This is a genomic window from Shinella sp. NM-101, assembly GCF_021401195.1.
Taxonomy (GTDB): Bacteria; Pseudomonadota; Alphaproteobacteria; order Rhizobiales; family Rhizobiaceae; genus Shinella.
The window spans coordinates 98075-123988 of record NZ_JACBFT010000001.1; the positions used below are offsets into that span (position 1 = coordinate 98075).

At 64.8% G+C, this 25914-nt stretch carries 31 protein-coding genes and 1 tRNA gene; 18 read left to right on the forward strand and 14 right to left on the reverse strand.

The annotated features are described in order from the left end of the window. Nucleotides 1-186: 186 nt before the first annotated feature. Nucleotides 187-768: a hypothetical protein gene (locus L0976_RS00455; RefSeq protein WP_234185572.1), complete on the reverse strand. Its 582-nt coding sequence runs from the start codon at nt 766-768 to the stop codon at nt 187-189. Between the two features lie 654 nt (nt 769-1422). Here L0976_RS00455 and L0976_RS00460 point away from each other — a divergent pair. After that, on the forward strand, nt 1423-1842 hold the full coding sequence (locus tag L0976_RS00460) for a hypothetical protein (protein WP_234185573.1): 420 nt from the start codon (nt 1423-1425) through the stop codon (nt 1840-1842). On the opposite strand, the gene L0976_RS00465 is transcribed toward L0976_RS00460, so the two are convergent. The 3 genes from L0976_RS00465 to L0976_RS00475 form a co-directional block, all read right to left on the reverse strand. Then, nucleotides 1811-2341, reverse strand: coding sequence for a DUF1697 domain-containing protein (locus tag L0976_RS00465; protein ID WP_234185574.1), 531 nt, complete (start codon nt 2339-2341; stop codon nt 1811-1813). The two genes, L0976_RS00460 and L0976_RS00465, sit on opposite strands and share 32 nt — an antisense overlap. Before the next feature lie 3 nt (nt 2342-2344). Further along, nucleotides 2345-2713: a membrane protein insertion efficiency factor YidD gene (yidD, locus tag L0976_RS00470; protein WP_234185575.1), complete on the reverse strand. Its 369-nt coding sequence runs from the start codon at nt 2711-2713 to the stop codon at nt 2345-2347. 204 nt (nt 2714-2917) lie between these two features. Then, nucleotides 2918-3364, reverse strand: a complete 447-nt coding sequence (locus tag L0976_RS00475) for an iron-sulfur cluster assembly scaffold protein (RefSeq protein WP_203318961.1) — start codon at nt 3362-3364, stop codon at nt 2918-2920. A 333-nt stretch (nt 3365-3697) separates the two neighbouring features. Here L0976_RS00475 and folE point away from each other — a divergent pair, with 333 nt between their 5' ends. From folE to L0976_RS00490, 3 genes are all read left to right on the forward strand, one after another. Continuing rightward, nucleotides 3698-4309, forward strand: a complete 612-nt coding sequence (folE, locus tag L0976_RS00480) for a GTP cyclohydrolase I FolE (RefSeq protein WP_203318962.1) — start codon at nt 3698-3700, stop codon at nt 4307-4309. Between the two features lie 36 nt (nt 4310-4345). Beyond that, nucleotides 4346-4798 (forward strand): phosphoribosyl-AMP cyclohydrolase, encoded by a 453-nt coding sequence (gene hisI, locus L0976_RS00485; protein WP_234185576.1) that lies wholly within the window; start codon nt 4346-4348, stop codon nt 4796-4798. Between the two features lie 355 nt (nt 4799-5153). Further along, the gene (locus L0976_RS00490) at nt 5154-6116 is read left to right on the forward strand and encodes a patatin-like phospholipase family protein (protein WP_203318964.1); all 963 of its coding nucleotides are present in this window, start codon (nt 5154-5156) and stop codon (nt 6114-6116) included. Between the two features lie 176 nt (nt 6117-6292). On the opposite strand, the gene L0976_RS00495 is transcribed toward L0976_RS00490, so the two are convergent. After that, nucleotides 6293-6721, reverse strand: a complete 429-nt coding sequence (locus L0976_RS00495) for a CBS domain-containing protein (RefSeq protein WP_203318965.1) — start codon at nt 6719-6721, stop codon at nt 6293-6295. Nucleotides 6722-6904: 183 nt separating this feature from the next. Then, complete coding sequence (locus L0976_RS00500) at nt 6905-7645, reverse strand: rhomboid family intramembrane serine protease (protein ID WP_203318966.1); 741 nt, start codon at nt 7643-7645, stop codon at nt 6905-6907. Between the two features lie 288 nt (nt 7646-7933). On the opposite strand from L0976_RS00500, the gene L0976_RS00505 reads away from it, so the two are divergent. The 8 genes from L0976_RS00505 to L0976_RS00540 all read left to right on the forward strand — a co-directional run bounded on the left by L0976_RS00505 (nt 7934) and on the right by L0976_RS00540 (nt 14440). Further along, nucleotides 7934-8578 (forward strand): PAS domain-containing protein, encoded by a 645-nt coding sequence (locus L0976_RS00505; protein WP_234185577.1) that lies wholly within the window; start codon nt 7934-7936, stop codon nt 8576-8578. Between the two features lie 133 nt (nt 8579-8711). Beyond that, nucleotides 8712-9323: a PilZ domain-containing protein gene (locus tag L0976_RS00510; RefSeq protein WP_203318968.1), complete on the forward strand. Its 612-nt coding sequence runs from the start codon at nt 8712-8714 to the stop codon at nt 9321-9323. Nucleotides 9324-9345: 22 nt separating this feature from the next. Then, nucleotides 9346-9606, forward strand: coding sequence for a hypothetical protein (locus L0976_RS00515; protein ID WP_234185578.1), 261 nt, complete (start codon nt 9346-9348; stop codon nt 9604-9606). A gap of 171 nt (nt 9607-9777) precedes the next feature. Further along, nucleotides 9778-10377 (forward strand): transglutaminase-like cysteine peptidase, encoded by a 600-nt coding sequence (locus L0976_RS00520; RefSeq protein ID WP_203318969.1) that lies wholly within the window; start codon nt 9778-9780, stop codon nt 10375-10377. 243 nt (nt 10378-10620) lie between these two features. Further along, nucleotides 10621-11382: a hypothetical protein gene (locus tag L0976_RS00525; RefSeq protein WP_234185579.1), complete on the forward strand. Its 762-nt coding sequence runs from the start codon at nt 10621-10623 to the stop codon at nt 11380-11382. Between the two features lie 120 nt (nt 11383-11502). Then, nucleotides 11503-12948 carry a D-alanyl-D-alanine carboxypeptidase family protein gene (locus L0976_RS00530; protein WP_234185580.1) on the forward strand — a complete coding sequence of 482 codons (1446 nt, stop codon included), beginning with the start codon at nt 11503-11505 and terminating at the stop codon, nt 12946-12948. 159 nt (nt 12949-13107) lie between these two features. Beyond that, nucleotides 13108-13380 (forward strand): hypothetical protein, encoded by a 273-nt coding sequence (locus L0976_RS00535; protein WP_203319737.1) that lies wholly within the window; start codon nt 13108-13110, stop codon nt 13378-13380. 61 nt (nt 13381-13441) lie between these two features. After that, complete coding sequence (locus L0976_RS00540; RefSeq protein WP_234185581.1) at nt 13442-14440, forward strand: AraC family transcriptional regulator; 999 nt, start codon at nt 13442-13444, stop codon at nt 14438-14440. Here L0976_RS00540 and L0976_RS00545 read toward each other — a convergent pair. The 3 genes from L0976_RS00545 to L0976_RS00555 form a co-directional block, all read right to left on the reverse strand. Further along, nucleotides 14427-15461 carry an alpha/beta fold hydrolase gene (locus tag L0976_RS00545; RefSeq protein ID WP_234185582.1) on the reverse strand — a complete coding sequence of 345 codons (1035 nt, stop codon included), beginning with the start codon at nt 15459-15461 and terminating at the stop codon, nt 14427-14429. The genes L0976_RS00540 and L0976_RS00545 overlap by 14 nt on opposite strands. Before the next feature lie 92 nt (nt 15462-15553). Then, complete coding sequence (locus L0976_RS00550; protein ID WP_234185583.1) at nt 15554-15991, reverse strand: DUF1489 family protein; 438 nt, start codon at nt 15989-15991, stop codon at nt 15554-15556. A 73-nt stretch (nt 15992-16064) separates the two neighbouring features. Continuing rightward, nucleotides 16065-17465, reverse strand: coding sequence for an L-serine ammonia-lyase (locus L0976_RS00555; RefSeq protein ID WP_203318975.1), 1401 nt, complete (start codon nt 17463-17465; stop codon nt 16065-16067). 563 nt (nt 17466-18028) lie between these two features. On the opposite strand from L0976_RS00555, the gene L0976_RS00560 reads away from it, so the two are divergent. The 3 genes from L0976_RS00560 (at nt 18029) to L0976_RS00570 (ending at nt 20309) form a co-directional block, all read left to right on the forward strand. Next, nucleotides 18029-18718 (forward strand): DUF599 domain-containing protein, encoded by a 690-nt coding sequence (locus tag L0976_RS00560; RefSeq protein WP_203318976.1) that lies wholly within the window; start codon nt 18029-18031, stop codon nt 18716-18718. A 93-nt stretch (nt 18719-18811) separates the two neighbouring features. Further along, nucleotides 18812-19831, forward strand: coding sequence for a DUF1624 domain-containing protein (locus tag L0976_RS00565; protein ID WP_234185584.1), 1020 nt, complete (start codon nt 18812-18814; stop codon nt 19829-19831). Nucleotides 19832-19835: 4 nt separating this feature from the next. Beyond that, complete coding sequence (locus L0976_RS00570) at nt 19836-20309, forward strand: isoprenylcysteine carboxylmethyltransferase family protein (RefSeq protein WP_203318977.1); 474 nt, start codon at nt 19836-19838, stop codon at nt 20307-20309. Between the two features lie 19 nt (nt 20310-20328). On the opposite strand, the gene L0976_RS00575 is transcribed toward L0976_RS00570, so the two are convergent. Further along, on the reverse strand, nt 20329-20715 hold the full coding sequence (locus tag L0976_RS00575; RefSeq protein WP_203318978.1) for a MerR family DNA-binding transcriptional regulator: 387 nt from the start codon (nt 20713-20715) through the stop codon (nt 20329-20331). Nucleotides 20716-20777: 62 nt separating this feature from the next. Beyond that, entirely contained in the window at nt 20778-22208 is a 1431-nt protein-coding gene (gene mgtE, locus L0976_RS00580; RefSeq protein WP_234185585.1) for a magnesium transporter, read from the reverse strand. 305 nt (nt 22209-22513) lie between these two features. On the opposite strand from mgtE, the gene L0976_RS00585 reads away from it, so the two are divergent. Further along, nucleotides 22514-23008 (forward strand): peptide deformylase, encoded by a 495-nt coding sequence (locus L0976_RS00585; protein WP_234185586.1) that lies wholly within the window; start codon nt 22514-22516, stop codon nt 23006-23008. Between the two features lie 62 nt (nt 23009-23070). Then, nucleotides 23071-23304: a DUF2171 domain-containing protein gene (locus tag L0976_RS00590; protein WP_203318981.1), complete on the forward strand. Its 234-nt coding sequence runs from the start codon at nt 23071-23073 to the stop codon at nt 23302-23304. A 64-nt stretch (nt 23305-23368) separates the two neighbouring features. On the opposite strand, the gene L0976_RS00595 is transcribed toward L0976_RS00590, so the two are convergent. Next, nucleotides 23369-23572 carry a hypothetical protein gene (locus tag L0976_RS00595; protein WP_234185587.1) on the reverse strand — a complete coding sequence of 68 codons (204 nt, stop codon included), beginning with the start codon at nt 23570-23572 and terminating at the stop codon, nt 23369-23371. Nucleotides 23573-23642: 70 nt separating this feature from the next. Continuing rightward, nucleotides 23643-23727, reverse strand: a tRNA-Leu gene (locus tag L0976_RS00600). Nucleotides 23728-23923: 196 nt separating this feature from the next. On the opposite strand from L0976_RS00600, the gene lipB reads away from it, so the two are divergent. Then, on the forward strand, nt 23924-24670 hold the full coding sequence (gene lipB / locus L0976_RS00605; RefSeq protein ID WP_234185588.1) for a lipoyl(octanoyl) transferase LipB: 747 nt from the start codon (nt 23924-23926) through the stop codon (nt 24668-24670). Here lipB and L0976_RS00610 read toward each other — a convergent pair. Continuing rightward, on the reverse strand, nt 24643-25887 hold the full coding sequence (locus L0976_RS00610; RefSeq protein ID WP_234185589.1) for a hypothetical protein: 1245 nt from the start codon (nt 25885-25887) through the stop codon (nt 24643-24645). The genes lipB and L0976_RS00610 overlap by 28 nt on opposite strands. Between the last annotated feature and the right edge of the window lie 27 nt (nt 25888-25914).

A 25914-nucleotide genomic window follows, 5' to 3' on the forward strand; every position in this document is an offset into this window, starting at 1 on the left:
AAATCTCCTATCCAGTCCCGCCAACGAATGCGGGTGGTATGCGAGTGAAAAGGCCGGATGCGCCGGCACGTTGCGCCTGCGATATAAGGGGAAAACGGAAGGATTGGAAGGGCTGCAAGACACCCCCAACTTCGCTTCTTACATCTCTAAAATTGTACGACAGAAGCCCCCCTGGGATTGGCATCATCAAAGGTCTTCTAGGGATCGAAGTTGTTGCCCATAGATGAACGCCTCATTCGTTCCCAAAGTATACAGCGCGCCTGGCCTACCGCTTAGCCAAAACTTATGGCCTAACCATTCAGCCTTCTGCGGAATCATGCTCACACCTCGGCAACCGGTAACGCCTTCAAAATATCTAATTGGTCGGGTTGCGTGGACAAAGACAACCTTTGGCTTGAGCTCTGCAAATAGAAATGGCAACAGGCTGCCGCTCCAGTCAGCGTCTGTTAATTCGTTGGAGCGACGTGAAGGTTTCGCGCATACGTTAGTTTCCAAGGCCCCATTCAATCCACGGGAAATCGCCTCGATAGGACGCCTGTTGCCTTCTTTTTTTCCAAGTGACTTATAATCCGCTTTAAATTTTTCCCAATCAAAGCCTGAATCATGGGACCAATACTCGGCAAAGCGTCCCAGTCTTGTGGCCGCGTTGATTCCAACTATGAATGCACTGCAATCGTATGGCGAGCCGTTACAAACAAACGGGCGCGCGAATGGATCATTTATTTTCTCAAAAAGACGCTCTCCAAAGGTCTGCAAAACTGAAGACATTAGAACTCCCGCACTCAACGACAACAACACTGGTTTGGTATATCTGGTGGCTAGCCCCGTTCAAAGCGACACTGTTTTCTCCAAGGGCGCAGACTAAGGAAATTGCGGCGCCTTCTATGATCAAGGCTGCCGCAAATATAATGAAAACACATCTGCATTTTCCCCACCCCCAAAACCTCCCCTATCCTAAAAGTCCTTCCGCCGCCGGACGGATCGCGTAACGTGTCGATGCGGGCGGGAGGAGGCGCTTTCGTGTTCTGCCGAAACGTACGGCAGGCGCGAAAGAGGCGAGGAGCGCTGCGGGGGCGAAAGCTTCCGTCGCAACAGGCTTCCCCCTTCCCCGGGTCTTGCGGGGTCGGTTTGGGTCCGCCATGCAAGCGCTGACCGATGCATGCCCGCCAAAGCCGCGAAAACGGTTTTCGGACAAGGTTCATGCGGAGACAGCGTGCAGCGAAGCAGCTCCCAGCCTGAAGGAGGTCGGACCGCCTCCGAAGAACGCCTGGGCCGCGCGAAAGCGAAGCCACCATCCATAAACCAGAGAGGCAACGCTTTCGCGCGGTTCTCCGGACAGTTTCGAAAACCCGGTGGATCGCCATGCGGGCGGTTCCGGCGCGCCCCGTCGGTGGCGAAGGCCGGCGCGGAAAGGAGAGCGCGATGTCTTACGGTCAGGAACTTTTCAAGGACGAGCGGCACCAGAGGCGCACTCAGCGTCTCCAGCCGTATTTTCGTCAGGCGGCCACCTTTGCCGGCCTTCACCTTGCCTGCCGCCTGCCGAAATGCCGGCGGGCGAAGCGCTGCACCGGCTGCTGGCCGGCGGAGGAGATCGCCACCACCCACTACAAGCAGTTTCCGCCCTGTGTGGTGGACGATGCCACCCAGTCCGCGCTCAACTGCGCGTCGCGGGAGCTCGAAGAGCGCCAGCGCCGGGAATGGCTCGCCGCCGGCTACAGCCAGGAAGAGCTGGACAGGTGGGAAGAGGAAGCGGAAGCGCTGGACGACGACCCGAACGTGCCCGAAGGATGGAATACCGCGCTCGCGCCGCCTATCGGGCCAGGAGCGCGCAAAGGCCGTTGACCGTGTTGGCGTTGCGCAGCGTGCCGATGCCGAGCTTCTTCGTCGTCAGGTGCGCGAGCAGCTTCGTTTCGCTCGGTTTTGCGGCAAAATCGATCCAGAGGTCGCCGTGCGAAAGGGCAAGGCGGATGTCGGGTGTCGCGTGGCTTTCGAGCCTTGCCAGCGCTTTTTCGTCGAGCGGCACGCGCATGGCGCGCACCACGACGTCGGCGCCGTTGCCTTGCGGGAAGGGATTGCCGGCGGCAAGGCGCTTCCAGGCTTCGGCGGTGCGGGCGATGATGTCGACGTGCTTGCCGAAGCTCGTGCGGAAGCCCGCTTCCAGCCACGCCTCGATTTCGCCGAGCGGCGCGGCCTCGCCCTCGAAGACGAGGTTGCCGGTGGCGGCCAGCGTGCGGGCGTTGCGGAAGCCGAGGCCTTCGGCCATCGCCTTCAGGTCCGCCATCACCACCCGCTTTCCGGGCGAAAGCACGATGGAGTGCAGGAGGGCGACATAGGTTTCCACCGCTCAGCCGCGCTCCGCCTTCGAGACGCGCCACAACCGCCACGGCGCCCACCAGGCAAGGCGCGCTTCCAGCGCCTCGGGCACGGGATCGAAGCCATGCGTGCCGCCGGGGCCGCAGCGAGCGACGCGGAAGAGCGTCATGAAGCCGCCGCGCCACAGGCCATGGCGCGCGACGGCCTCGTAGCCGTATTCCGAGCAGGTCGGCAGGTGGCGGCAGGAATTGCCGATGAAGCCGGAGAGCGTGAGCTGGTAGAGGCGGATGAGGCCCATGCCGAAGAGCCGCCCCGGCGTCTTGCGGAACGGGCCGTTCCAGTTGCGGCCCTTGTGGCGCAGGCGTTCGGGGGTATGGTCGCAGTCCGGGGCGTTACACATGGGCTTTGCCGCCCGAGGAGAGGATGCCCCTCATCCGCCTGCCGGCACCTTCTCCCCGCAGGCGGAGGGAAGGGACTGGCGGGAACGTCCGGCGCTCCATCGACCGTCCGGCTTGAGGGGAAAACGGTGCGGCATTTCCCTTCTTTCCGCTCGCGGGGAGAAGGTCGCGGCAGCGGGATGAGGGGCAGACGGCAAACACCGCCCTCACCCGGCCTTTTCCAGCCGCTTCGCCTCGATCTGGCCGATGGCGTCGACCACGGCGTCGAAGGTCAGCATGGTGGAGGCGTGGCGGGCCTTGTAGTCCTTGACGGGCTTGAGGAAGCGCATCTCCTCGAAGCGGCCGGTCGGCCCCTCGCCGTCGGCCTTCAGCATGGCGAGCATGTCCTCGCGTGCCTTGCGGATTTCCGCCACGGTCGCGCCGATCACATGGCGCGCCATCACCGAGGAGGACGCCTGGCCGAGCGCGCAGGCCTTCACCTCATGGGCGAAATCGCTGACGGTATCGCCGTCGAGCTTGAGATACACCTTCACCCGCGAGCCGCAGAGCTTGGAATGGGCGCCGGCCTCGCCGTCCGCATCCGGCAGGGTGCCGATGCGCGGGATGTTGCCGGCGAACTCCAGGATACGGCTGTTGTAAATATCGTCCATCATGCTTCCGTTTTCCGCGTTTTTTGCGGAATCTTCAATGATCCGAGGAGATTATTCCGATGTCGTCGGTAAAAAAGCATCGCGTGTCGCCTCAGGCCTCTTTCGCAGGCCTCGGTCGATACTATATGATAACTCGTATTGGGGTGAGGGTTTTGCAAGATGCGGAGCACTCACCTGTTGTTTGGGAAACCGTGCCGGACGGTCGCTCGCACTGCTAAGCGATGACCCGAGAGCCCCGGAGCCCGCCAACGGAACCCAAGCCTGCAGGGTTAGGCGAATGGCCAGTGGCGAGTCCGATACACACGTCAGGTAACCTGCAGAAAGGTCAATGGGTCCATGGACGCCATAGTCACCAATTTTCCGCGCATCGAGGATGACGCCGGCCGGCCGACGCAGAAAGAGGCGGAAGACGCCGTTCGCGTGCTGCTTCGCTGGGCCGGCGACGATCCGCAGCGCGAGGGCCTGCTGGATACGCCTGCGCGCGTCGCCAAGGCCTATCGCGAGCTCTTCTCCGGCTATGACCTTGCCGCCGAGGACGTGCTCGGCCGCACCTTCGAGGAAGTCGCCGGCTATGACGACATGGTGCTGGTGAAGGACATTCCGTTCTTCTCGCATTGCGAGCACCATATGGTGCCGATCATCGGCAAGGCGCATGTCGCCTACCTTCCGAACGGCCGGGTGCTTGGTCTTTCCAAGATTGCCCGCGTGGTGGAGATCTTCGGCCGCCGCCTGCAGACGCAGGAGACGATGACGGCGCAGATCGCCAGGTCCATCGACGAAACGCTGAACCCGCGGGGCGTCGCCGTGATGATCGAGGCCGAGCATATGTGCATGGCCATGCGCGGCATCCAGAAACAGGGCTCGACAACGCTCACCACCACCTTTACCGGTGCCTTCAAGACCGAGCCGGCCGAACAGGTCCGGTTCATGACGATGATCCGGAGCTAGGCCGAAGGCCGGCTCCACCCGACGGAGCCGACCGCCATGCCGATCACCTTCCAAGCCCCCTCCAGGGACAAGGCCGAGCTGGAGACAGGCCCGGCCTTCACCCCCCGTTTCGACGACAGCGGCCTCGTGACCGCCGTCGTGACGGATGCGAAGGACGGCGAACTGCTGATGGTCGCCCACATGAATGCCGAATCGCTGGCGCTCACCATCGAGACGGGCATCGCCCATTACTGGAGCCGCTCGCGCAATGCGCTCTGGAAGAAGGGCGAGACCTCCGGCAACCTCCAGACCGTCGTGGAACTGAGGACCGACTGCGACCAGGACGCCGTCTGGCTCAAGGTCTCCGTCGCCGGCCACGACGCCACCTGCCACACCGGCCGCCGCTCGTGCTTCTACCGCACGGTCTCGAACAGCCCGGATGGTGCTGTGCTGACGATCACCGGCGGCGAACCGCAATTCGACCCGGCGGCGGTCTACAGCAAAAATTAAGCATCCGCGCGTTTTGCGTCCCGTTCCGGCACGGATTTACCAATTGGCAACCTCTTCGGCCGCCTAATCGCTTCCATGGCGGCTTCTAGCCCCGCCATGCGGATCAGGATATGGAACCCCATCGCTCGCATGCGTCCCGAACGGTTTCCAGCGCCACCTGCGGCGGGGCGACGATCCTGCGGGCGGGCACCCTGCTCCGGCTCAAACGCCGCGCACTTTCCGGAAGGATTTTCGTGCCGGAATTTCCCCGCGTCACGGATTGCAACTATCCTGCGATCTATTGTGTTGCCGAGGGCGCAGGGTGGACGGAACCGTTTGCTTCACCGCGAATTCCTCTTGGGAACGGAGGTCCGGAATGCTGAACTGGAGTTTCAATCGTAGTCTCGTAACGGCGGATGCATCGGATCCGGGCGGACCTTCCATGAACGACATGTCTCACATTCCCGCGCCGGCCCCGCCGCGCAAATCCAAGATCGCCCTTGCCCTCGGCGGCGGCGCTGCCCGCGGCTGGGCGCATATCGGCGTGTTGAGGGCGCTGGACGAGGAAGGCATCGAGATCGGCATGATCGCCGGCACGTCGATCGGCGCACTGGTCGGCGGCTGCTACCTTGCCGGCAAGCTGGACGAGCTGGAAGCCTTCGCCCGATCGCTCACCATGCGCCGCATCGCCGGCCTCCTCGATTTCACCATCCGCGGCTCCGGCCTTTTCGGCGGCATGCGGCTGACGCGCCGCATGCAGGAGCATCTGGAGAACCTGTCGATCGAGGATCTCGACCGCCCCTTCGTCGCGGTGGCGACGGAAGTCAACAGCGGCCACGAAGTATGGATCAACGGCGGCGCCCTGATCACGGCCCTGCGCGCCTCCTATGCGCTGCCGGGCATCTTCGAGCCGATCAAGTGCAACAACAGGACGCTGGTGGACGGCGCCCTGGTGAACCCGGTGCCGGTTTCCGTCTGCCGGGCGTACGAGGAGCCGCTGGTCGTCGCCGTCAACCTCAACTACGATCTTTACGGCCGCTCCGCCGTGATCAAGCACAGCGCCAGCCCGCAGAAGGTGACCGAACCGAAACAGGAGGACAGCGCCGCCCGCCTCGGATTGACGAGCGTCATGGTGCAGTCCTTCAACATCATCCAGGACCGCATTTCCCGCGCGCGCCTGGCCGGCGACCCGCCGGACCTGTCGCTGCATCCGAAGCTTGCGGATATCGGCCTCTCGGAATTCCACCGCGCGGGCGAATCCATCGACCGCGGCTACCTCGAAGCCAAGGCGCGCATTTTCGAGATCAAGCGCATGCAGGAAGTTGTGATGGCGCGCTGAATGGCGCAGCGGCGAGAAACGACGACGGGCGGAGCGATGAAGATCGTTCCGCCCGAAACCGTTAAAGCATTTCCAGCCGAAGCGGGATCGCTTCGGCGTCGGATAATGCGATAAAAACAAAAAACTGGAGCATTTCCGCTGAACCGGAGTTCAGCGGAAATGCTCTAACGCCGGCGTCAGCTCGCGATATAGGCCTTGATGGCCTCGGCCTCGTGCTGGATGGCGCGAATATGGGACTTCACCACGTCGCCGATGGAGACGATTCCGACGAGGCGTCCCTCCTTCTCCACGGGAATGTGGCGGGCGCGCAGCGAACTCATCATTTCCATGATCTCGTCGACGGTCTGGCCTTCGTCGCAGCGATGGACATTGCCCCACATGATGGAGGAAATGGGCTTGTCCAGGCACTCGGCCCCGCTGCGGGCAATGGCGGCCACGATGTCGCGCTCGGTGAGAATGCCGGCGATGCGGTCGTTCCGGTCGACGATGACGATGGCGCCGATGTGGTTTTCATGAAGATAGACGGCAGCCTGCCTCACGGTGAGCTGCGGGCCGCCGGTCACGACGTTGCGGCCTTTCTCGTCCAGTATCGTCTTTACATACATGCGTACCTCCCGTGTGCATCATGACGCTGAGAGGCGGGACACCCGCAGGGATGCCCTGCCAGTAACGTGGACGCATCCCTTCCTCCTTGCGGATGCGGCCCATTCCGGTGTGCATGTGCGAACCGGAACACGTTCATGGTGCGCCACGAAAGAGGCGATTGCAAGACCGCTAATGGACTATCGTTAATCCCGCCGGCTCTCGGCCGTAGCCACATCGAAGAGCGGGAAGAACAGGAAGCCGAACAGGAAGCCGCCGATATGCGCTTCCCAGGCGATCGCCCCGCCGGCGACCGTTCCGAAGATCTGCCCGAAGCCGATCAGGAAGTTGGTGAGGAACCAGATGCCGGAAAAGACGAGCACCGAGCGGTTGGAAAGCGCCTCGGCGATGGTGAGCCGCCGGTTGAGATGCGCGAACTGCCGGCTGATGCGCCCGCTCGGCGAGAAGACGAAACGCGCGGCCGCCCCCATGAGGCCCGAGACGACGCCAGAAGCGCCGACGACGAGGATCATCGCCCCCCAGTGCAGCGCGGTGTGGAACGCCACCGCCGCGATGGCGGAAAGGCACCAGAAGAGGAAGAAGCGCGTGCGGCCGATGCGGCGCACGACGGGCGCGCCGAAAGCGACCATCCAGAAGGCGTTGAAGATCAGATGCTCCCAGCCGCCGTGCAGCAGCGAATAGGTGACCGGGCTCCACAGCCAGCCGAGGTCCTGCTCCGAAAGGGGAATCGAATAGCGCCCCGGAATGAAGCCGAAGTGCAGCAGCACGAACTCGTCGGTCGAAGCCGACAGGAGATAGGTGCGCACGAGATGGATCAGCGTCAGCACGCCGAGCACGAAGACGAGGCTTGCCGGCAGGTTGAACGCCGGCTCCCGCCTGCGGTCGCCGAACTCGCCACCGTGCACTTCATCGCCGTCGTTACGCATGACCAAACCACCATACTCAAAAATCGAATCGTGCTTATACAGAGAAAAGAAAGGCCGTGCAGCTTTCGCCGACGGCCGGTGCCCCAATCGCCGAGGCCAAATCGATGTGCAGTAAACCATTCCCTCGTGGAGGGATGGCCGGATGTTCTCCCAAGCCGGCGGCCTGCGCAATCGAAACCAATCGTTAACCTTAATGCCGGGCTGGCATGAAACTCGCTACACCTTCCGGGAATGCCCGTTCGCCGCATCCAGCGTGCCGGAACGGGACAGAATCGATTGGATATGCGCATGCAGACCAAGGCCGCAACGGCACTTTACGACTATTGGGCACGCCAGCGCGGCGAGCGCGCCGTGCCGCTGCGCAGCGCCATCGAGCCCGCCGACATCGCGGCGATCCTGCCCGACGTGTTCATCCTCGAAGACGGCCGCCTGCACGCTCCGCGCTTCCGGCTGGCCGGCACGCGGCTTTGCGCGCAGTTCGCCCGGGAACTCAAGGGCTCGGATTTCGACGCGCTGTTTGCACCGGACCAGCGCGTCCGCGTCGCGCGGATCGCCGAGAACGTCATGGCGCAGGCCGCACCCGCCATCATGCATGTCCAGCTCGTCGACGGCACGCTGGAGACGACGGAGGCGGAAATCGCGCTGCTGCCGCTCGCCACCCGAGGCAGGACGGCCGACCGCATCATCGGCACCTTCGCGCCCCTGCCCGGCCAGCGCCCGCCGCTATCCGCCTTCCGCTATGCCACGCTCGGCGCGCTCTCGGTCATCGATCCCGAACGCCGGAGCGATCCCGCCGCCAACCGGCCGTCGATCCCCATGCCGACCTCGATCATGGCCATGCGCCCGGCCGGCCTTGGCCAGACGGTCAGCCGGGTCATGCACCTGCGCATCTTCGAGGGCGGCCGAAAGGCCGGAGAGCCGCAGGAACGCTAGCGAACACAACCTGCAACGCCCACAGGTTGTCGAAATCCCGCCCCTCGCGAGATTTTCCCGCACCGGCAAACCTTCTGTTAACCCAGAAAGGTTAAGTCTTGGAAAGAGATAGGATGATCAGGCACGCGCGCTCATGTACTCTTTCCAGCAAGCATCGCCCGCCGCCCGGAAGCCGCAGCCCGACCAGCGCGCCTTCCAGCGCGTATCGGTAAACCTGTCGGGCCGGCTGATGCTCGCAAGCCATGAAGAATTCGATTGCACCGTCCTCGACATGTCGCCGGGCGATGCGAGCTTCGTCTGCGCGGCGCGCCCCAAGATGGGCGAGCGCATCATCGCCTATATCGACCATGTGGGCCGCATCGAGGGCACCGTCGCGCTTCTCAACGCGGACGGCTTCGCAATCCAGCTCAACGCAACGGACCGCAAGCGGGAAAAGCTCGCGGCCCAGCTCACCTGGATCGCCAACAAGCATGAGCTCGGCCTGCCGGAAGACCGCCGCCACGACCGCCTCACCCCGCGCAACACCCGCACCGACCTGACGCTGGACGACGGCCGGCGCTATCCCTGCCGCATCATCGACCTTTCGCTTTCCGGTGCGGCCGTCGACATCGACGTGCGCCCGGCGCTCGGAACCGCCGTCCAGCTCGGCCACATGAAGGGCCGCGTCGTGCGTCACTTCCAGGAGGGCGTTGCGATCGAATTCTCCTCGGTCCAGTCGAAGGAAGCGCTGACCGTCTTCCTGTAGCGTTTCAGGACGATCCCGGACGATGCAGTCCCAAAAAGGCCCGGTCGGGCCTTTTTCTGTTTCAGGTCGGCACAAAAAAATCCGAAAAAATTTCCGCGCCCGCGGGCGCTTCCCCGCGCCGGGCGGCCGCTTGCGCCGTCACGGCGTAACGCGGATGGCATCCGCTCCCCCGGCCCTCGGCCTGATGCACGCCCTCCAAACGAATCCTGCCGCGACCCGCAAATCCGAAAAAATTTTCAAAACCAATGGATTAGGTGAGAACATCCGGCAGGCGCGGCGGTGAAACTCGTTAGAATTTTAGTCAAATTCGTTTCGAATACACATAAAATGAAGATCAAGTTTTATTCTTGTTTTATACTTATGCGATCTTGATTTGAACTAAGTTATACTTCGGCTTTTCGCGCAAGATCAAAACATAGCTGTCATTGTGGCCTCATCAAACGGGGACGACACAATGACAAAAAACATCAAGACAGGGACGCTTGCATTCCTCTTCTCTCTCGCCGCGGCACAGGTCGCCATGGCGCTGCCGGCCAACATTCCGCTGGCGGGCGCCACCAACCAGCCCATCGGCCACTACGAGTTCTGCAAGCAGTACCGCGACGAATGCGGCCCCAACGGCAAGGACGAAGGCCCGCTCAAGCTGACGCAGGAAAACTGGAAGACGATCCTCAACGTCAACTACAACGCCAATATCGAGTTCGTTCCGATGACGGACATGGAGATCTACGGCGTCGAGGAGAAGTGGACCTACCCGCAGGGTGCCGCCGATTGCGAGGACTATGTCCTGATCAAGCGCAAGCGCCTGATCGAAGCCGGCATCTCGCCCTCGAACCTGCTGATCACGGTCGTGCTGCAGCCGAGCGGCGAAGGCCACGCGGTGCTGACCGTGCGCACCGACCGCGGCGACTTCGTGCTCGACAACATGCGCAACAAGGTCCTGCTGTGGTCGGAGACCGAATACCGCTTCCTGAAGCGCCAGTCCTCGGCCAATGCCGGCAAGTGGGTCAAGCTGCAGGACGGCCGCGCCGAAGCGGTCGGCAGCGTCAAGTAGCATCCCGCGCCCAGGCGCAAGACCAGATTGCCCGGCAGCGCGCCGGGCGAAAGAATGGGCCCGGTCAGTCCCCGATCCCCGTCCCGACCATGGCCCTGCGGCCGGCTCTCCTGTCCCGGAGCCGGCCGCATCCTTTTTCAGGACGCCATACAACCGGACGATCTCAACCGAAAATTAACCATGTTCGCAGACCCTCCGCCAGGATGTGCCACGATGGACGGGCCGAGGAAACGCGAGGGGACGATGGCTGCGGCGACGACCGGCAACGGGGACCATGCCCCGCTTCTCTCCAACCGGCTGCTGACGCGCCTGACCATCGGCGTCGCTTTCCTCGCGGGCCTGACGGTTGCCATCTCCATCGCGGGCCGCGCGCTCGGCGAGCGCATTGCGCTGGCCGGCCACACGGAGAATGCGGAACCCATCGACATCGTCATCGGCCAGGACCAGCTCCGCCTTCCCGCCAATGCGATCCGCTTCGAGGACCAGCGCCGCACGGGGCGCGCGGAACGCGTGGACCTCTACCTTACCTGGCCGGAAATGAGCGGCTATTCCAACGCCGAGCGCATCCGCTTCAACGATGCCACCCGGCCCGAGAACTTGATTTTCCTCAATCTTTCGCAAAGCACCATGTCGAGGGACATGTCCGGCCGGCTGGGGCCGATCTACAGCCATCTCTTCGGCGACCGCCCCGAGCAGGGCCCCGCAGGGCTGACGCGGCAGGCCCTCAAGGAGAATTCAGGCTACGGCGGCGAGGTGTTCTTCACGGGCACGCTTCCCGATGGCTCCGACTACGCGGTGCGCTGCATGATGCCCGCGGACTCCTCGCAATCGACAGGCGCCGACTGCCAGCGCGACATCCACATCGGCCGCGACCTTTCCGTGCTTTACCGTTTTTCGAGCAGACTTTTGCCGCAGTGGCAGGCCATGGAGGCGCGGGTGCGCGACTATCTTGGAGGCTCCCTCGCCGAAAACGGGCGCTCCTCCGCCTCCACCCGCAGCCGATAAAACACGGGCAATCTCAGAAACCAATGATTCATCATAAACCGATTGGTAACGCTGTGTGGCTATCTTGCCCCAAACGGTCGTCGCGGCAGGTCGCAAGCGGACGGCATATGCAATTCGAGAATGAAGAGTAACGTAGTGTCCCGTTCCGTATTCCTCGATTTCCTCCCCCGTCCCGGTCAGGCGATTGCCAATGCGGCGAAAGGTCTGGTGATGATCGGGATGATCGCCACGGTCGCCTGGGCGACGCCGGCGGCGGCAAATCCGAAATATTCCGGCATCGTCATCGATGCGAAGACCGGTAAGGTGCTCTACAGCGAAGACGCGGATGACTTGCGCTATCCCGCCTCGCTCACCAAGATGATGACGCTCTACCTCACCTTCGAGGCGCTGGAAGCCCGCAAGATCCGCCTCGATTCCCGCGTCCCCTTCTCGAAGAACGCCTCGAGCGAGCCGCCGACCAAGCTCGGCGTCGGCGTCGGCAACTCGATCACCGTCGAACAGGCGATCCTCGGCCTGATCACCCGCTCGGCCAACGACGCCTCCACGGCGCTGGCCGAACTGCTCGGCGGCTCGGAGGAACGGTTCACCCGCATCATGACGCAGAAGGCGCGCGCGCTCGGCATGACGCGCACCGTCTACCGCAATGCCAACGGCCTGCCCAACAGCGCGCAGGTGACCACCGCGCGCGACCAGGCCCGCCTCGGCATCGCGCTGCGCCAGCACTTCCCGCAGTACTATTCCTATTTCTCGGTCCGCAGCTTCCGCCTCGGCAAGCAGGTCATCAACGGCCACAACCGCCTGCTCGGCGCGGTTCGCGGCGTCGACGGCATCAAGACCGGCTATACCCGCGCCTCCGGCTATAATCTCGTGACCTCGGCCATGGCCGATGGCCGCAGCGTCGTCGGCGTCGTCATGGGCGGCCGCTCGGGCGCGGCCCGCGACCAGCAGATGCGCAAGCTCATCGCCACCTACATGCCGAAGGCCTCGCGCCGCGGCGGCGGCGACCTGATCGCCCAGACCAGCGACGCACCGACCCTGTCCGCCGAAGTCGCGAGCAGCGCGGCGACCGCCTCGGTCGCCGGTGGCTTCGACCTGCCGGAAAACGGACCGGTCCCCTCCTACCGCTACAACGAGAGCCACCTCGAAACGGCCTATGCGACGCCGGCAAGCAGCTCGGAAGTCGTCGGCAAGCGCGCGCTCGCCGCCACGCTGAAGCTGCAGCGCGACGCCGCGGTTCCGCAGGAAGACCTGACGGAACAGGGCGACACGAGCGGCGCTGTCGACAAGCTGACCACCTCGGCCGTCGGGGAAACCACGCCTTCGGGCTGGGTGATCCAGATCGGCGCGACGCCGGACCGCGGCCAGGCGCAGAAGCTGCTGGCCAAGGCCCAGGACCAGGGCGGCAAGGCGCTCGCCAGCGCCAAGCCCTTCACCGTCGCGGTCAACAGCGGCAGCGAACAGCTCTTCCGCGCCCGCTTCGGCGGCTTCGACAACCAGGATCGCGCGGCAACCGCCTGCAAGGTGCTGAAGCGCAAGGGGTTTGCCTGCTGGGCCAGCCAGCAGTGATGCATCCGGACCGCGCCATGTAGGCGCGGCCTGTGGAATACCGCCTTGTACCCGCACAGCCACCGGTGAGGTATTGCGTACCGGACGCTGCGGGGGAAGGCCCGGCAATCCCCACAAGGGTTTGCCATCCTCGATTGGGTAATGCGTACGAGGCAGATCATGGCGATGAACGAGAACCTGTTCGATGACCACCCCGCAGCGCGCGACGGGAAACGCAAGGCCCTGAAGGGCACGCTCCACCCGCTGCACGAAGCGGCGATGCGGATCGCGGACATCGGCCTCGGCCGTTCGCGCAACAGGACGAAGGATCTCGTCGGCATGCTGCTCGCCCACGGCGCCAGAGCCTGGCGCTCGGGCCAGCCGGCCGCCGGGATCCATCTCCATGTCGGCGTCAGCGAGCGGCGCCATCCGGTGCGCCTGCGCCTGCGCTGAACCGTCCGGACCGGCGCCGCCGGTCCTTGCAAAGTCCCGCGACATCTGCTGTGCGTGAAGAATGCCGGCAATACCCCTTCCCTTCGTCATCGCGCTCCTGCTCTGCGTCCTCCTCCTGCGGCTGGTCCTGTTGCGCGAGCCCGCCCTTCGGCCAGCCATCGGCTTCGTCGCCGCCTGCACCGTCGTCGCTGCCATCGTCGGCGCACGGTGGACGTTCGATTGGCCTTTCGTACGATTCCTCCAGCCCGTCCTCGCATCCGGCCTGCCGCCGATCGCCTGGCTGTGTTTCACCGCGGGGCGCGGCAACCGCCGCTGGCTTCATCTGCTGCCGCCATTGCTCGTGCTGATCCTGTCGGCGCTCTGGCCGCTCTGGCACTCGCCCGTCGATCTCGTGCTCGCTCTGCTCTACTTCGGCTATGGCGCAGCGCTCCTGCGTCTGGCGATCGCCGGGCCGGACAGCTTCGTGACGACGCGACTGAGCGATGTGGCCGGCGCCCGCAAGGCCACCCTTGCGGCAGGCGCGCTCTTGATGACATCCGCCTTCGTGGACCTGCTCATCGCGGCGGATTTCGGCTTCTATCGGGGATCTCACGCCGGGGGCATCGTGACGGCCGGCAACCTCCTGGTCCTGCCGGTGCTTGCCTATGCCGTCGCGGTGATCGGCAGGAGCACGCCGGCGGACGATGCCGGCGAGACGGCAAAGCCGGAGGTCTCCGGCGAGGCCGATGCGCGTATCGTCGACACGGTCGACCGCCTCATGCAGGAGCGGCAGTTGTTTCGCGATCCCGACCTCACCCTGGACCGGATCGCGCGCCGGGCCGGCATCCCGGCCCGGCAGATTTCCGGCGCCGTCAACCGGCTGCAGGGACGGAACGTCTCGCAACTGGTCAACGGCTACCGCATCGAGGCGGCAAAGCGCCTGCTGTCGGAAACCGGCATGCCGGTCACGGCCGTCATGTTCGAATGCGGTTTCCAGACCAAGTCGAACTTCAACCGCGAATTTCTCCGCACGGCCGGCTGCAGTCCCAGCGACTTCCGCCGCGCCGCTATGGCAGGGTAGCGCCGAGGAAGGTGGCGATGCGGTCGGCGACCTGCCTGTGGATCGCCGCCCGGCCGCGCGTGCCACCATCCTTGCAGACGACGCCATCCCCGGGCGACCGCGCCTCGATCATCGCGACCGCGCCGGGCTTGCAGAGCTGCATGAAGCTGAAATGCATCGCATCCGGCACGACCACATAGTCGCGCATCGACATCGGCAGGCCCGCCGCGAGGTAGCCCGACTCCGCCTCCGCCGGCAGGCCGCCGGCGTCAATTCCCGCGCCGAAGATCAGGACCGGGACGCGGACTGCGGCAAGGCTTTCGGTTGAGAAGCTGCGCGCAAGGCCGAGGTCGAGCGACACGGCGGCGCCGATGCGCGGATCGCCGAGGTCGCCTTCGAGCGCCGCCCTTGCATCGCCCGTGCCGTCCAGCCCCAGCTCATGGGACAGCGCGCAGGCCCGCGGGCTGGTCTTCGCCTTGCAATCCGCCAGGAAACGCGCCGCATCGACCCGCGCGCCCGCAAGCGCCATCACCGTCCATCCGCCGAGCGAATGGCCGATGGCCGCGATCCGCTTCCCGTCAGTCCGTGGCCCGAGGCCCTTGTCGGCAAGCACGGCGTCGATCAGGCGGCTGAGGTCGCGCGGGCGCTCCCACAGTCTTGCGGCTTCCGCCTTGCTCCGGTCGAAGGTCGTCGTGCCGGGATGGTCGGTCGCAGCGACGACATAGCCCTTCGCTGCCAGCTCGCCCGCAAGCCAGCTAAGATTGCGCCAGCTGCCGCCATAGCCGTGGGAAAGCACGACCAGCGGATGCGGCCCGTCCCCGGGCGATGCGTTGCGGATGGCCGGCACGCCGAGAAAGGCCGGGTTTTCGCCGACTGCCTCGGTCTTTCCATCGTCTTCGGTCGGATACCAGACGACGGCATTCAAGGCGCGTCCGTTCGCCGACTGGGCAACCTTGAGGTCGCGAACGCCGATCCGTTCGGCATTGGCAGGGATGGTGAAGGCGGCAAGCAGCGCCGCGGCGCAGAAAAGCGACTTGAGCATGGGGACCTCGTTGGTTGAACGAGGCCGGAATGCGCGGGACAGCGGGAGAAAGAGACCTGAAACACGATTCAGGACGCCGGACGCGGCTTTTTTCAGAGCAGGCCGAGTTCGGCCAGTTCCCGGCGCAGTTCGAGCGGCAGGTCCGCGGTGCCCTCGCCCATGTTCTTGAGATCGCGCGGGGCGTCGTCTTCCGTGAGGTAGCGCCAGCCCTGGAAGGCGCGGCGGGGCTGGAACTCGGTCTCGACGACCTCCGGCCCGAGCACCAGCTCGCAGCGCGAAATGCCGTTGCCATCCGTGAAGGACTTGATGTCGAGCAATTTCTGGCGGGCCTGCACCTGCCCCTTGATGACCCAATAGAGCGAGCCGCCATCGAGCAGTTCGCGGTCACGCTTGGGGATCATGCGGGTGACGTGGCTGGAATGCGGCTCCATGCCCGCCGCCATCGCGATCAGCGAACGTTCGGACACCCATTCGCGCAGGTCCTCGATCGAGTCCGCGCCGACACAGAGTTTGATGAGATGAAGGGCCATGCGTCTTTGAACGCCCTTGCGGCGGCCGGGTCAAGGGGCCGCCGCGTCGCACCCACAGGCAACGACGAGGGCTTCAGCACTCCACCACGTTGACGGCAAGGCCGCCGGTGGAGGTTTCCTTGTACTTCTCGTTCATGTCGACGCCGGTCTGGCGCATCGTCTCGATGCAGGCGTCGAGCGGCACGAAATGCTTGCCGTCGCCCTTGAGGGCGAGCGAGGCAGCCGTCACCGCCTTCACCGCGCCGAGCGCGTTGCGCTCGATGCAGGGCACCTGCACGAGGCCGGCGATCGGGTCGCAGGTCATGCCGAGATGGTGCTCCAGCGCGATTTCCGCGGCATTCTCCACCTGTTCCGGAGAGCCGCCCATGACGGCGGCAAGGCCGGCGGCGGCCATGGCCGAGGCGGACCCCACCTCACCCTGACAGCCGACCTCGGCGCCGGAAATCGAGGCGTTGTGCTTGATGATGCCGCCGACGGCGGCGGCCGTCAGCAGGTAGTCGCGGATGCCGTCCTGGTCGGCATCCTCGTGGAAATGCAGGTAGTAGCGGATCGTGGCGGGCACGACGCCGGCAGCCCCGTTGGTCGGCGAGGTAACGACCCGGCCGCCCGCGGCATTCTCCTCGTTGACCGCCATGGCGTAGACGGACAGCCAGTCGTTGGCGAGCAGCGGGTTCGCCTTGTTGGAGCGCCACTCCTCCTGCAGCTTGTCGTGGATCGAGCGGGCGCGGCGGCGCACCTTCAGGCCGCCCGGCATGATGCCTTCGTTCTTCAGGCCCCGGTCGATGCAGCTCTTCATAGCCTCCCAGATGCGGTCGAGGCCGGCATTCAGTTCCTCGCGCGACATGGAGGCTTCCTCGTTCGCGCGCTTCATCTGCGCGATCGTCATGTTGGCGCGCTCGGCCATGTCGAGCATCTGCCTGGCGGAGGAAAAGGGGAACGGCACTTTCTTGTCGCTGGAGCGCGCCTTGCTGGTGCGCATCTGCTCCAGCTCGGTATCCGTGACGACGAATCCGCCGCCGACGGAATAGTAGATCCGCTTGAGAAGCAGCCGGTCGTCGCGGTCGTAGGCGCTGAAGGTCATGCCGTTGGCATGGCCGGGCAGCGGATTCTTCTTGTCGAAGATAAGATCGGTTTTCGGCTGGAAGGCGTAGCCGGGATGGCCGGGCGGCGTGATGCGGCCGCTATGCTCGACCTCGGCGACGATCGCGTCCATCCGGTCGGGATCGACCGAATCCGGCCGCTCGCCCATCAGGCCGAGGATGACGGCGCGGTCGGAGCCATGGCCGACGCCGGTATAGGCGAGCGAGCCGTGCAGGCTCATGCGGATCGCGGTGACCCGGGCTCCGGCCGGCCGCGGCCAGTCGTCCGACAGGATCAGGTCCAGGAACCGGTTCGCCGCCGACATCGGCCCCATCGTATGGGAGCTCGACGGCCCGATACCGATCTTGAAGACATCAAAAACCGAAAGAAACATTCCCGGACTTCTCCTTGCCGCGGCAGGCCGCGCTTTAATCCTTGAAGGTACGCTATCACGCGTCGCGTCCAAGGCGATCTCCCGACATGGGATTTTACCAACGCGACATGCCCTGAAACAAAAACAGCGCGTCTCCGCGGAGCGCGCTGTTAATGTAGGGACGGCGGCCGGATGTTTTCAGATGCCGCCGAAGAGATAGGCGATGATCAGAACCGCGCCAAAACCGAGAACTGCGCGGGCGGTGACGCCCCAGCAGGATTTCTGAACAGTGCTTTCCATGATTTCCCCGATGGAACATGTCGCCGCAGCGGCCGTGATCGGCGCTGCATGGCGCCCTCTTTAATGAAGAATTCATGAAACCGCAATCGCGAAAAATGGCGGAACCAAGGCAGCGCGGTCATAGGTGCCCCGCGTCCAGCGCATGACGTGTCGCAAAATCAGCCGGTTGCGAGAGTGCGGCGCAAGAGCCATGGCGCCCTCTTTCCGCCCCAGCTATTAACGGAGCCTTGCAGCCGTATCGTCACCGCTTGCAAAATGCCGGATTCGTGGCAAAACGCTCGATCATGAACATCCCGGACATCGCCGCCCTCGCCGTCTTCGTCACCCTGTGGATCGGGTATTCCTGGATCACCGACCGGGCGAGGCTTTTCGACCGCGTGAGCCTGACGCGGGCGATGAGCTCGCAGCGCGCGATCTGGATCCGTAACGCCATGCACCGGGACCTGCGCATGATCGACACGCAGATCATGGCCGGCCTCCAGAACGGCACGGCCTTCTTCGCCTCGACGTCCCTCCTGGCGCTCGGAAGCTGCTTTGCGCTGCTCGGTGCCACGGACAAGGTCTTCACCATCCTCAACGACCTGCCGGAGGTCTTCCGCGCAAGCCGCACCGGCTTCGAGATGAAGGTCGGCGGCCTCGCCATCATCTTCGGCTATGCCTTCTTCAAGTTCGGCTGGTCCTACCGCCTCTTCAACTACTGCACGATCCTGCTCGGCGCGATGCCGATGAGCGGCGACATCCACAAGGACCCGGCCGGCGCCGACCTTGCCGCCGACAAGGTGATCCGCATGAACATCCTGGCGGCCAAGCACTTCAACAAGGGGCTTCGCGCCATCTTCCTGTCGATCGGCTATCTCGGCTGGTTCGTCAGCCCCTACCTCTTCATCCTGACGACCATCGGCATCATCGTCGTGCTCGTCCGCCGGCAGTTCTATTCGGAAGCGCGCCTCGGCGTGCTCGAACGCCTCGACTGATCCCTCCCCGAAGGCCACCTTTCGGCCATCCGCCCGGCGCAAGCTTGGCGTGACACGATGCCATGGACCAAAGCAATGCGGCGAACCCGAACCATGACGACGACGGTGATTGACGGCAATGTGGCAGGAGACGGCGGCACGAGGCGCCGCCTGCCGCGCATTCCGCTGATCGACCAGGCCCGCGGCGTCGCGCTGATCGCCATGGCGATCTACCACTTCACCTGGGACCTCGGCTATTTCGGCTATATTGATCCGGAGACCGCGACCACCGGCGGCTGGCGTCTCTTCGCACGGGCGATCGCCGGCAGCTTCCTGTTCCTCGTCGGCTTCAGCCTCGTCCTCGGCCACCGCAACGGTTTTCACATGTGGCCGTTCCTCCTGCGCTTCGGCAAGATCGCGTTGGCGGCGGCGGCCATCACCATCGCCACCTGGTTCGCCTTTCCGCAGACCTTCATCTTCTTCGGCATCCTGCATGCCATCGCCGCGGCAAGCCTGATCGGCCTTCTCTTCCTGCGCCTGCCGGTCGCCGTCACGCTGCTGGTGGCGGCGGCCGTCGTCACGGCGCCGTTCTATCTGCGCGCGCCGGTCTTCGACCACCCGGCGCTCTGGTGGGTGGGTCTTTCCCCGAACCCGCCGCGCTCGAACGACTATGTGCCGCTGCTGCCCTGGCTGGCGCCAGTGCTGCTCGGCATCGCCGCCGCCCGCCTCTTCGTGGCGAGCCCGTTGCCGGAGCGGCTGGCGGGTTTCGGCACTGCGACGAAAGGCTGGTGGAAAAGCCTGCTGGAAAAGGCCGGCCGCCACAGTCTCGCCATCTACCTTATCCACCAGCCGGTGCTGATCGCACTGGTCTACGGCTTCTCGCTGGTGGTTCCGCCACCTGCGGCGGATCCCGCGGCCGGCTACACGAAGAGCTGCATGCGCGCCTGTTCAAACGAGCGCGATGCCGGCTTCTGCCAGAGCTTCTGCGGCTGCACGCTGGAGAGGCTAGTGGGGGATAACCTTTTCGCCGACCTGAACCGCGGCGCGATCGATGTCACGACGGACGAACGCATTGCAACGATCTCCTCGCAATGCACGGCGAATGCCGAAGCGGGGAGCGACCTGAAGGAGTAGGATCATGAATGCCTATCGCATGAAGCCACTCGCCTTTCCCTGGCCGCCGCTGGTCTACGGCGCGGCCATAGCGGCAGCATTCCTGCTCCAGGCATATTTTCCGCTCGCGGTCGCGCCGACGAATATCTGGTATGCCCGGGCGGCGGGCGGCGTCCTGATCGCGTCGGCCATCGTTCTCGACGTCTGGGCGATGCGCACGCTCATCGATTGCCACACGACGATCCTGCCGAACCGCTGCTCGACCTACCTGGTGACGTCGGGCCCCTACCGCTACACGCGCAATCCCATCTATCTTGGCTACACGCTGACGACCGCCGGCATCGGCCTTGCGATGCTCAATCCCTGGTGCATCCTGACGGCCATCGCCGCGGCCGCCGTCACGAGCATCGTCGCGATCCGCCGCGAGGAGCTGCATCTGCTCTCGCGCTTCGGAATCGATTTCGAGCGCTACTGCTACGGAACCACGCGCTGGATATGAAAGCGTAAGAAGGACGGCGTCAGGTGCCGACGCCGATTTCGGCAAGGCGCGTGAGACAGGCTTCCTCGACATTGTCGAGTTCTGCAAGCGTCTCCTCGATGTCGCGCCGCTTCTGGCGCAGCTCCTCGCGCTTTTCGCTGACCTTCGTCATCAGCAGCTCGAGCTGGCCGACCTCTCCCGGCGGGTCCTTGTAGACGCGGATGATGTCGCGGATTTCGGCGATGGTGAAGCCGATGCGCCGGCCGCGCAGGATTTCCTGGATCAGGCGGCGGTCTGCGGGGCGGAACAGGCGGGTACGGCCGCGGCGCTCCGGATTGATCAGGCCCTCGTCCTCGTAGAAGCGCAAGGTGCGGGTGGAAACCCCGAATTCGCGCGTCAGCTCGGTTATGGTATAAAACTTGTCCACGCCTGCTCCGATCTCGTCTACCGGCGCATTTTATTGACTTTTACGTATAAGTCAATTTTTCCCTAGCGAACCGCGAACCACCAGGTCGCGATTCCCAGAAATGCAAGGAAGCCGACGATGTCGGTGACGGCCGTCACGAAGACGGCGGACGACACCGCCGGGTCGGCCCCTGCCCGGTCGAGGAAGAGCGGAATGGCGATGCCGGCAAGCGCCGCCGCCGTCATGTTGATCAGCATGGCGGTCGCGATCACGCCGCCGATATTGGGATCGTGGAACCAGATGCCGGCGACGAGGCCGATCATCAGGCCGAAGGCGACGCCGTGCATCAGGCCGACGCCGGCCTCGCGGCGCACGACGCGCCAGGCGTTGTGGATGTCGAGATTGCGGGTGGCGAGCGCCCGCACCGTCACGGTCATGGTCTGGGAGCCCGCATTGCCGCCCATGCCGGCGACGATCGGCATCAGCACCGCGAGCGCCACGATCTCCTCGATCGTCGCCTCGAACATCGAGATGACGGACGCTGCGAGGAATGCCGTCAGGAGGTTGACGAGCAGCCACGGCGCACGCGAGCGGACCGTCTCGAAGGTGGTGTCGGACAGTTCCTCGTCGCCGACGCCGCCGAGACGCATCAGGTCCTCCTCCGCCTCCTCCTGGATGACGTCGACCACGTCGTCGATGGTGAGCACGCCGACGAGCCGGCCGTTCTCGTCGACGACGGCGGCGGAGAGAAGGTCGTACTGCTCGAAGAGCTGCGCGGCCTCTTCCTGGTCCATCTCGGCCGGGATGGGATGGTTCGTCTCCCGCATGATGGCCTCGATCTTCGTGCCGCGCGCCATGCGCAGCAGGCGGTCGAGATCGATGGCGCCGAGCAGGCGGAAGGTCGGGTCGATGACGAATATCTGCGAGAAGCTCTCCGGCAGGTCGGCGTCCTCGCGCAGGTAGTCGATCGTCTGGCCGACCGTCCAGAACGGCGGCACGGCGACGAACTCGGTCTGCATGCGCCGGCCGGCCGTGCTCTCGGGATAGTCGAGCGAGCGGCGCAGGCGGATCCGTTCTGTGAACGGCAGCTTGGCGAGGATCTCGTCCTGGTCCTCCTGGTCGAGGTCCTCCAGGATGTAGACGGCGTCGTCCGAATCCATCTCGCCGAGGGCGGCGGCGATCTGCTCGTTCGGCAGGTGCTCGACGATGTCGAGGCGGATCGCCTCGTCGACTTCCGTCAGCGCGGCAAGGTCGAAGTCCGCGCCGAGCAGCGAGACGAGCTGGCGGCGCTGCTCGGGCTGGATCGCCTCCAGGAGGTCGCCCATTTCCGATTCGTGCAGCCGCGCGACGTGCCGGCGCAGGTAAAGGAGGTCGCGGTCGGCGATGGCCGCGCCGACATGCATGAGGAAATCCGAGCGGACGGACCCGTCCTCGGCATAGATATCCTCGCCCGCGAAGGGACTGTGCTCCGCCTGCCCCTGATGGATACGGTCGTCGTCGCCGGTGTCTTCCATCGGGCCGCTCCTTGTATCGGGATCGTCCGGCGCGGCGCGCCGGCCGAGCGGAAACGACAGGGATTGCTTGCAGGGTTCCTCGCAAAGCACCCGATTTGCAGGGCTTCGCCTTCCCTCCTGCTAAAGCAAAGCGCCCGGCCGGTCCATTGCCGAAAGCGGCAAAAGCCCGCGGCGGATAAAAAAATCGCAAGCTGTTGCAAATTCATGAAAATCGCAGGTTTTGCGAGGCTCGCCGCACGGCCGGCATTTTCCACATGCCGCAAAAAGGCTAGGAAAAACCGATCTGACCGACAGACGGAGCGACCATGGCAATCCTTCCCATCCTGCGCTACCCCGATCCGCACCTTCGTTCGCCCTGCAAGCCGGTCGAGACCTTCGACGGGCGTCTTGCGGCGCTGGCCGACGACCTTGCGGCGACGATGCGCGCCGCGCCCGGCATCGGCATCACCGCCGCCCATGTCGGCATTGCCGAACGGCTGACGGTGATCGAACTGGACGGCCCGGCCTCGCAGCGCGTCTACGTCAATCCCGCAATCGAATGGGCCTCGTCGCAAACACAGCGCCATGTGGAAGGCAGCGTCTCCATGCCCGGGGTCACCGACGAGGTGGAGCGCCCTGCCCGCGTCCGCGTCACCTATCAGGACCTTTCCGGAGGCACCCATACGGAGGAAGCGGAAGGCCTGCTCGCCGTCTGCCTGCAGCACGAAATCGACCAGCTCGACGGCATTTTCTGGATCGACCGGCTCTCGCGCCTGAAGCGCGAGCGCATCGTCAGGAAGTTCCGGAAGGCGGGGACATAACGGAACCACGGGCAGCTTGCGGCGTTCAGGACCTATCCCAACCCGAGGAAAGGAGAAATCCCATGGTCGCAGCAACGCAGATTCGCGAACATATGGAAGTGCGCGCCGCCGACGGCCGTCATATCGGCACGGTGGACCACATGGAGGGCGACAGCCGGATCAAGCTCACCAAGAACGATTCCGAAGACGGCCGCCACCACCTCATCCCGCTCGACTGGGTCGACCATGTCGATGCGCATGTGCACCTCAACAAGGATGCGGATGAAGTGCGCAAGGAATGGTCGTCCATGAACTGACGGCAGATCATTCATCCACCGAGGAACCCGCCGCAAGGCGGGTTTCCTTTGGCAATGCGCCGGATCAGGCCCGCCCCGCCGCGGCTGCGAGCTTGGCCTCGCAACGGTGCGTCTTCATGGCATGGGAGAGATTGCGCCGTCCCCGCTCGTCCGCATCGGTCTTCGCGGCCTCCATGCTCCTGCACCATTCGGCGTCGAGAACATGATCCGGTATCCGCGGCATGCAGGAGGCCAGGAACAGCAGCGAGGAAAGAGCAAGAAGACGCATATCCGAAACCTCCCCGCATCCCATCCGAAAGGATGCCAAAAACAAAAAACCCGGCTGAAAGCCGGGTTCTTGGTGCGGTCGAGAAGACTCGAACTTCCACGGGTTGCCCCACAGCGACCTCAACGCTGCGCGTCTACCAATTCCGCCACGACCGCATCGTGGTAGGCGTCGTCTTGCGGCGACGGGGGTGCATGTAGCAAAAGGATTTGGGGTGCACAAGGCCGCGCGGGAAGAAAAATGACGGAAAGCGAAACAATTTCAACAGCCCCTTCGAGAACTCCCGGAAACCCCTGAAATCCTTGCATGATCGCCCCTATATCTGGCACAACGAATGCAAAAAGGACGGTCACCATGCAGCGGCAGGACATTTCCGCATCCCTTCTCGCAGTGCCCGGCTCGCCGCCGGTGCGCTGGCGCGTGGCACCGGGGCTCGTTGCCTATGACGTGGCGGTCGAAACCATGGAAAGCGAGGCAGCGGCCATCGCCCGCGGCGACGCCGACGAGCTCGTCTGGCTCGTCGAGCATCCGCCGCTCTATACGGCCGGAACGAGCGCCGTTCCCGACGACCTCGTGTCGCCGGACCGCTTCCCGGTATTTTCCACCGGCCGCGGCGGCGAGTACACCTATCACGGGCCGGGACAGCGGGTCGTCTATGTCATGCTCGACCTGAAGCGGCGCCGGCAGGACGTGCGCGCCTTCGTGGCCGCGCTGGAGGCCGTGGTGATCGACACGCTCGATTCCATGAACATCCGCGGAGAGCGGCGCGAGGACCGCGTCGGCGTCTGGGTGCGCCGCCCGGAGCGCCCGCCGCTGCCGGACGGGTCGCCGGCCGAGGACAAGATCGCCGCCATCGGCATCCGCCTGCGCCGCTGGGTGAGCTTCCACGGCTTTTCGCTCAATGTCGAGCCGGACCTCGAGCATTTCTCGGGCATCGTGCCCTGCGGCATCCGCGGCTATGGCGTGACGAGCCTCGTCGACCTCGGCCTGCCCGTGATGATGAGCGACGTGGATGTCCGCATCCGCTCCTCCTTCGAGCGCGTCTTCGGGCCCACCGTCTCCGACGTGGACTGTCAGCCGAAAAGCCTTTCGCAGGCATAGACGATCGCATGGCCGTGCAGGGCGATGGCGGCGTAGAGGCCGAAGCCGGCGAGCAGCCGCTGCGGTGCCGTCATCGGATCGAGCGCCCGGCGCGGCTTCACCCCGCCAGCGCCGATGAGGCTGAGCACCGTGAAGACCGCAAGGCCGGCGATGAGCAGCAGCACCGGCACGCCGATCCGCCAGCCCACCCACAGGATGGCCAGCGTCACCAGGAAACTCGCCGCGAGAAGGGCGGTCCGGCTTGAAAAGACCTGCCGCAGCACCTGCCCGCCGTCGAACCGGTGCATCGGCAGGAGGTTCAAGAGGTTGAAGGCGCCGAGAATCAGCAGGAAGACAAGAATGACGGTGCCCGCGGCTTGCCCGCAGACATCGTGCAGCGCGATCAGCGGCGGCACGAGGAAGGCGGACATGCCCGCGCCCATCAGAGCGCAGACCGCCACCTCGAATCGCGAATTGTACGGCCGCCCGCCGACGGCGATGCCGCCGAGCAGCGGCACGAAGATCATGCGCACCTTCTGGTGCCCGAAGGCCCGGTAAGCGGCCATGTGGCCGAATTCATGCAGCACGATGACGAGCGTGAGCAGCGTCGACAGCAGGAGCCCGCGCGCGGTAAGGCCGAAGAACGGCCAGAGCAGCAGCGTCGAAAGTACCGCAAGGCCGGCCTGCGTCACCGGACGCTCCAGTATGCCTCGCACCTCGCCGCTGCCCGTCTCCAGCCATTGGTCCAGCGCCTTCATCTCCCGGCGGAGCTGGATGTAGCGGAAGAGGAGAAAGGCAATGCCGCGGTAGCGGTCGGTCTGCTCGACCGTCAGCGCGGTGCCGCCCGGCACCGGGCGGAGGAACCGCCGCTCCACATAGTTCCGCCAGAAGGAGGCGTCGAGCGCGCTGTCCTCGACCACCCGCGTCTCGCAGGCAATGCCGTCCGCATCCGCCGCCTCGTGCACCGCCAAAGTGCGCGTGATGGGGTTGCCGCGCCGGTCGGGATGGGAAAAGGTCTGCCGGACGCGGCCCGGCGAAAGCCGCTCGCTGGCAAGGACAGAGGGATGCCAGTCGGCTTCCGCGCCGAGCGGACTGACGAGCGCGGCGATCCGGCCCGGCGGCGCAGGGAAGACGCGGGTCAGATGAAGGGTGCGGCGCCCGACGGGCGCGGCGATCAACAGCCAGATCAGGCCAAGATTGATCGCCAGCAGCAGGATCACCGAAAGCCACGTCGACATGCACCCTCCCCGACCATCATGGCAGGC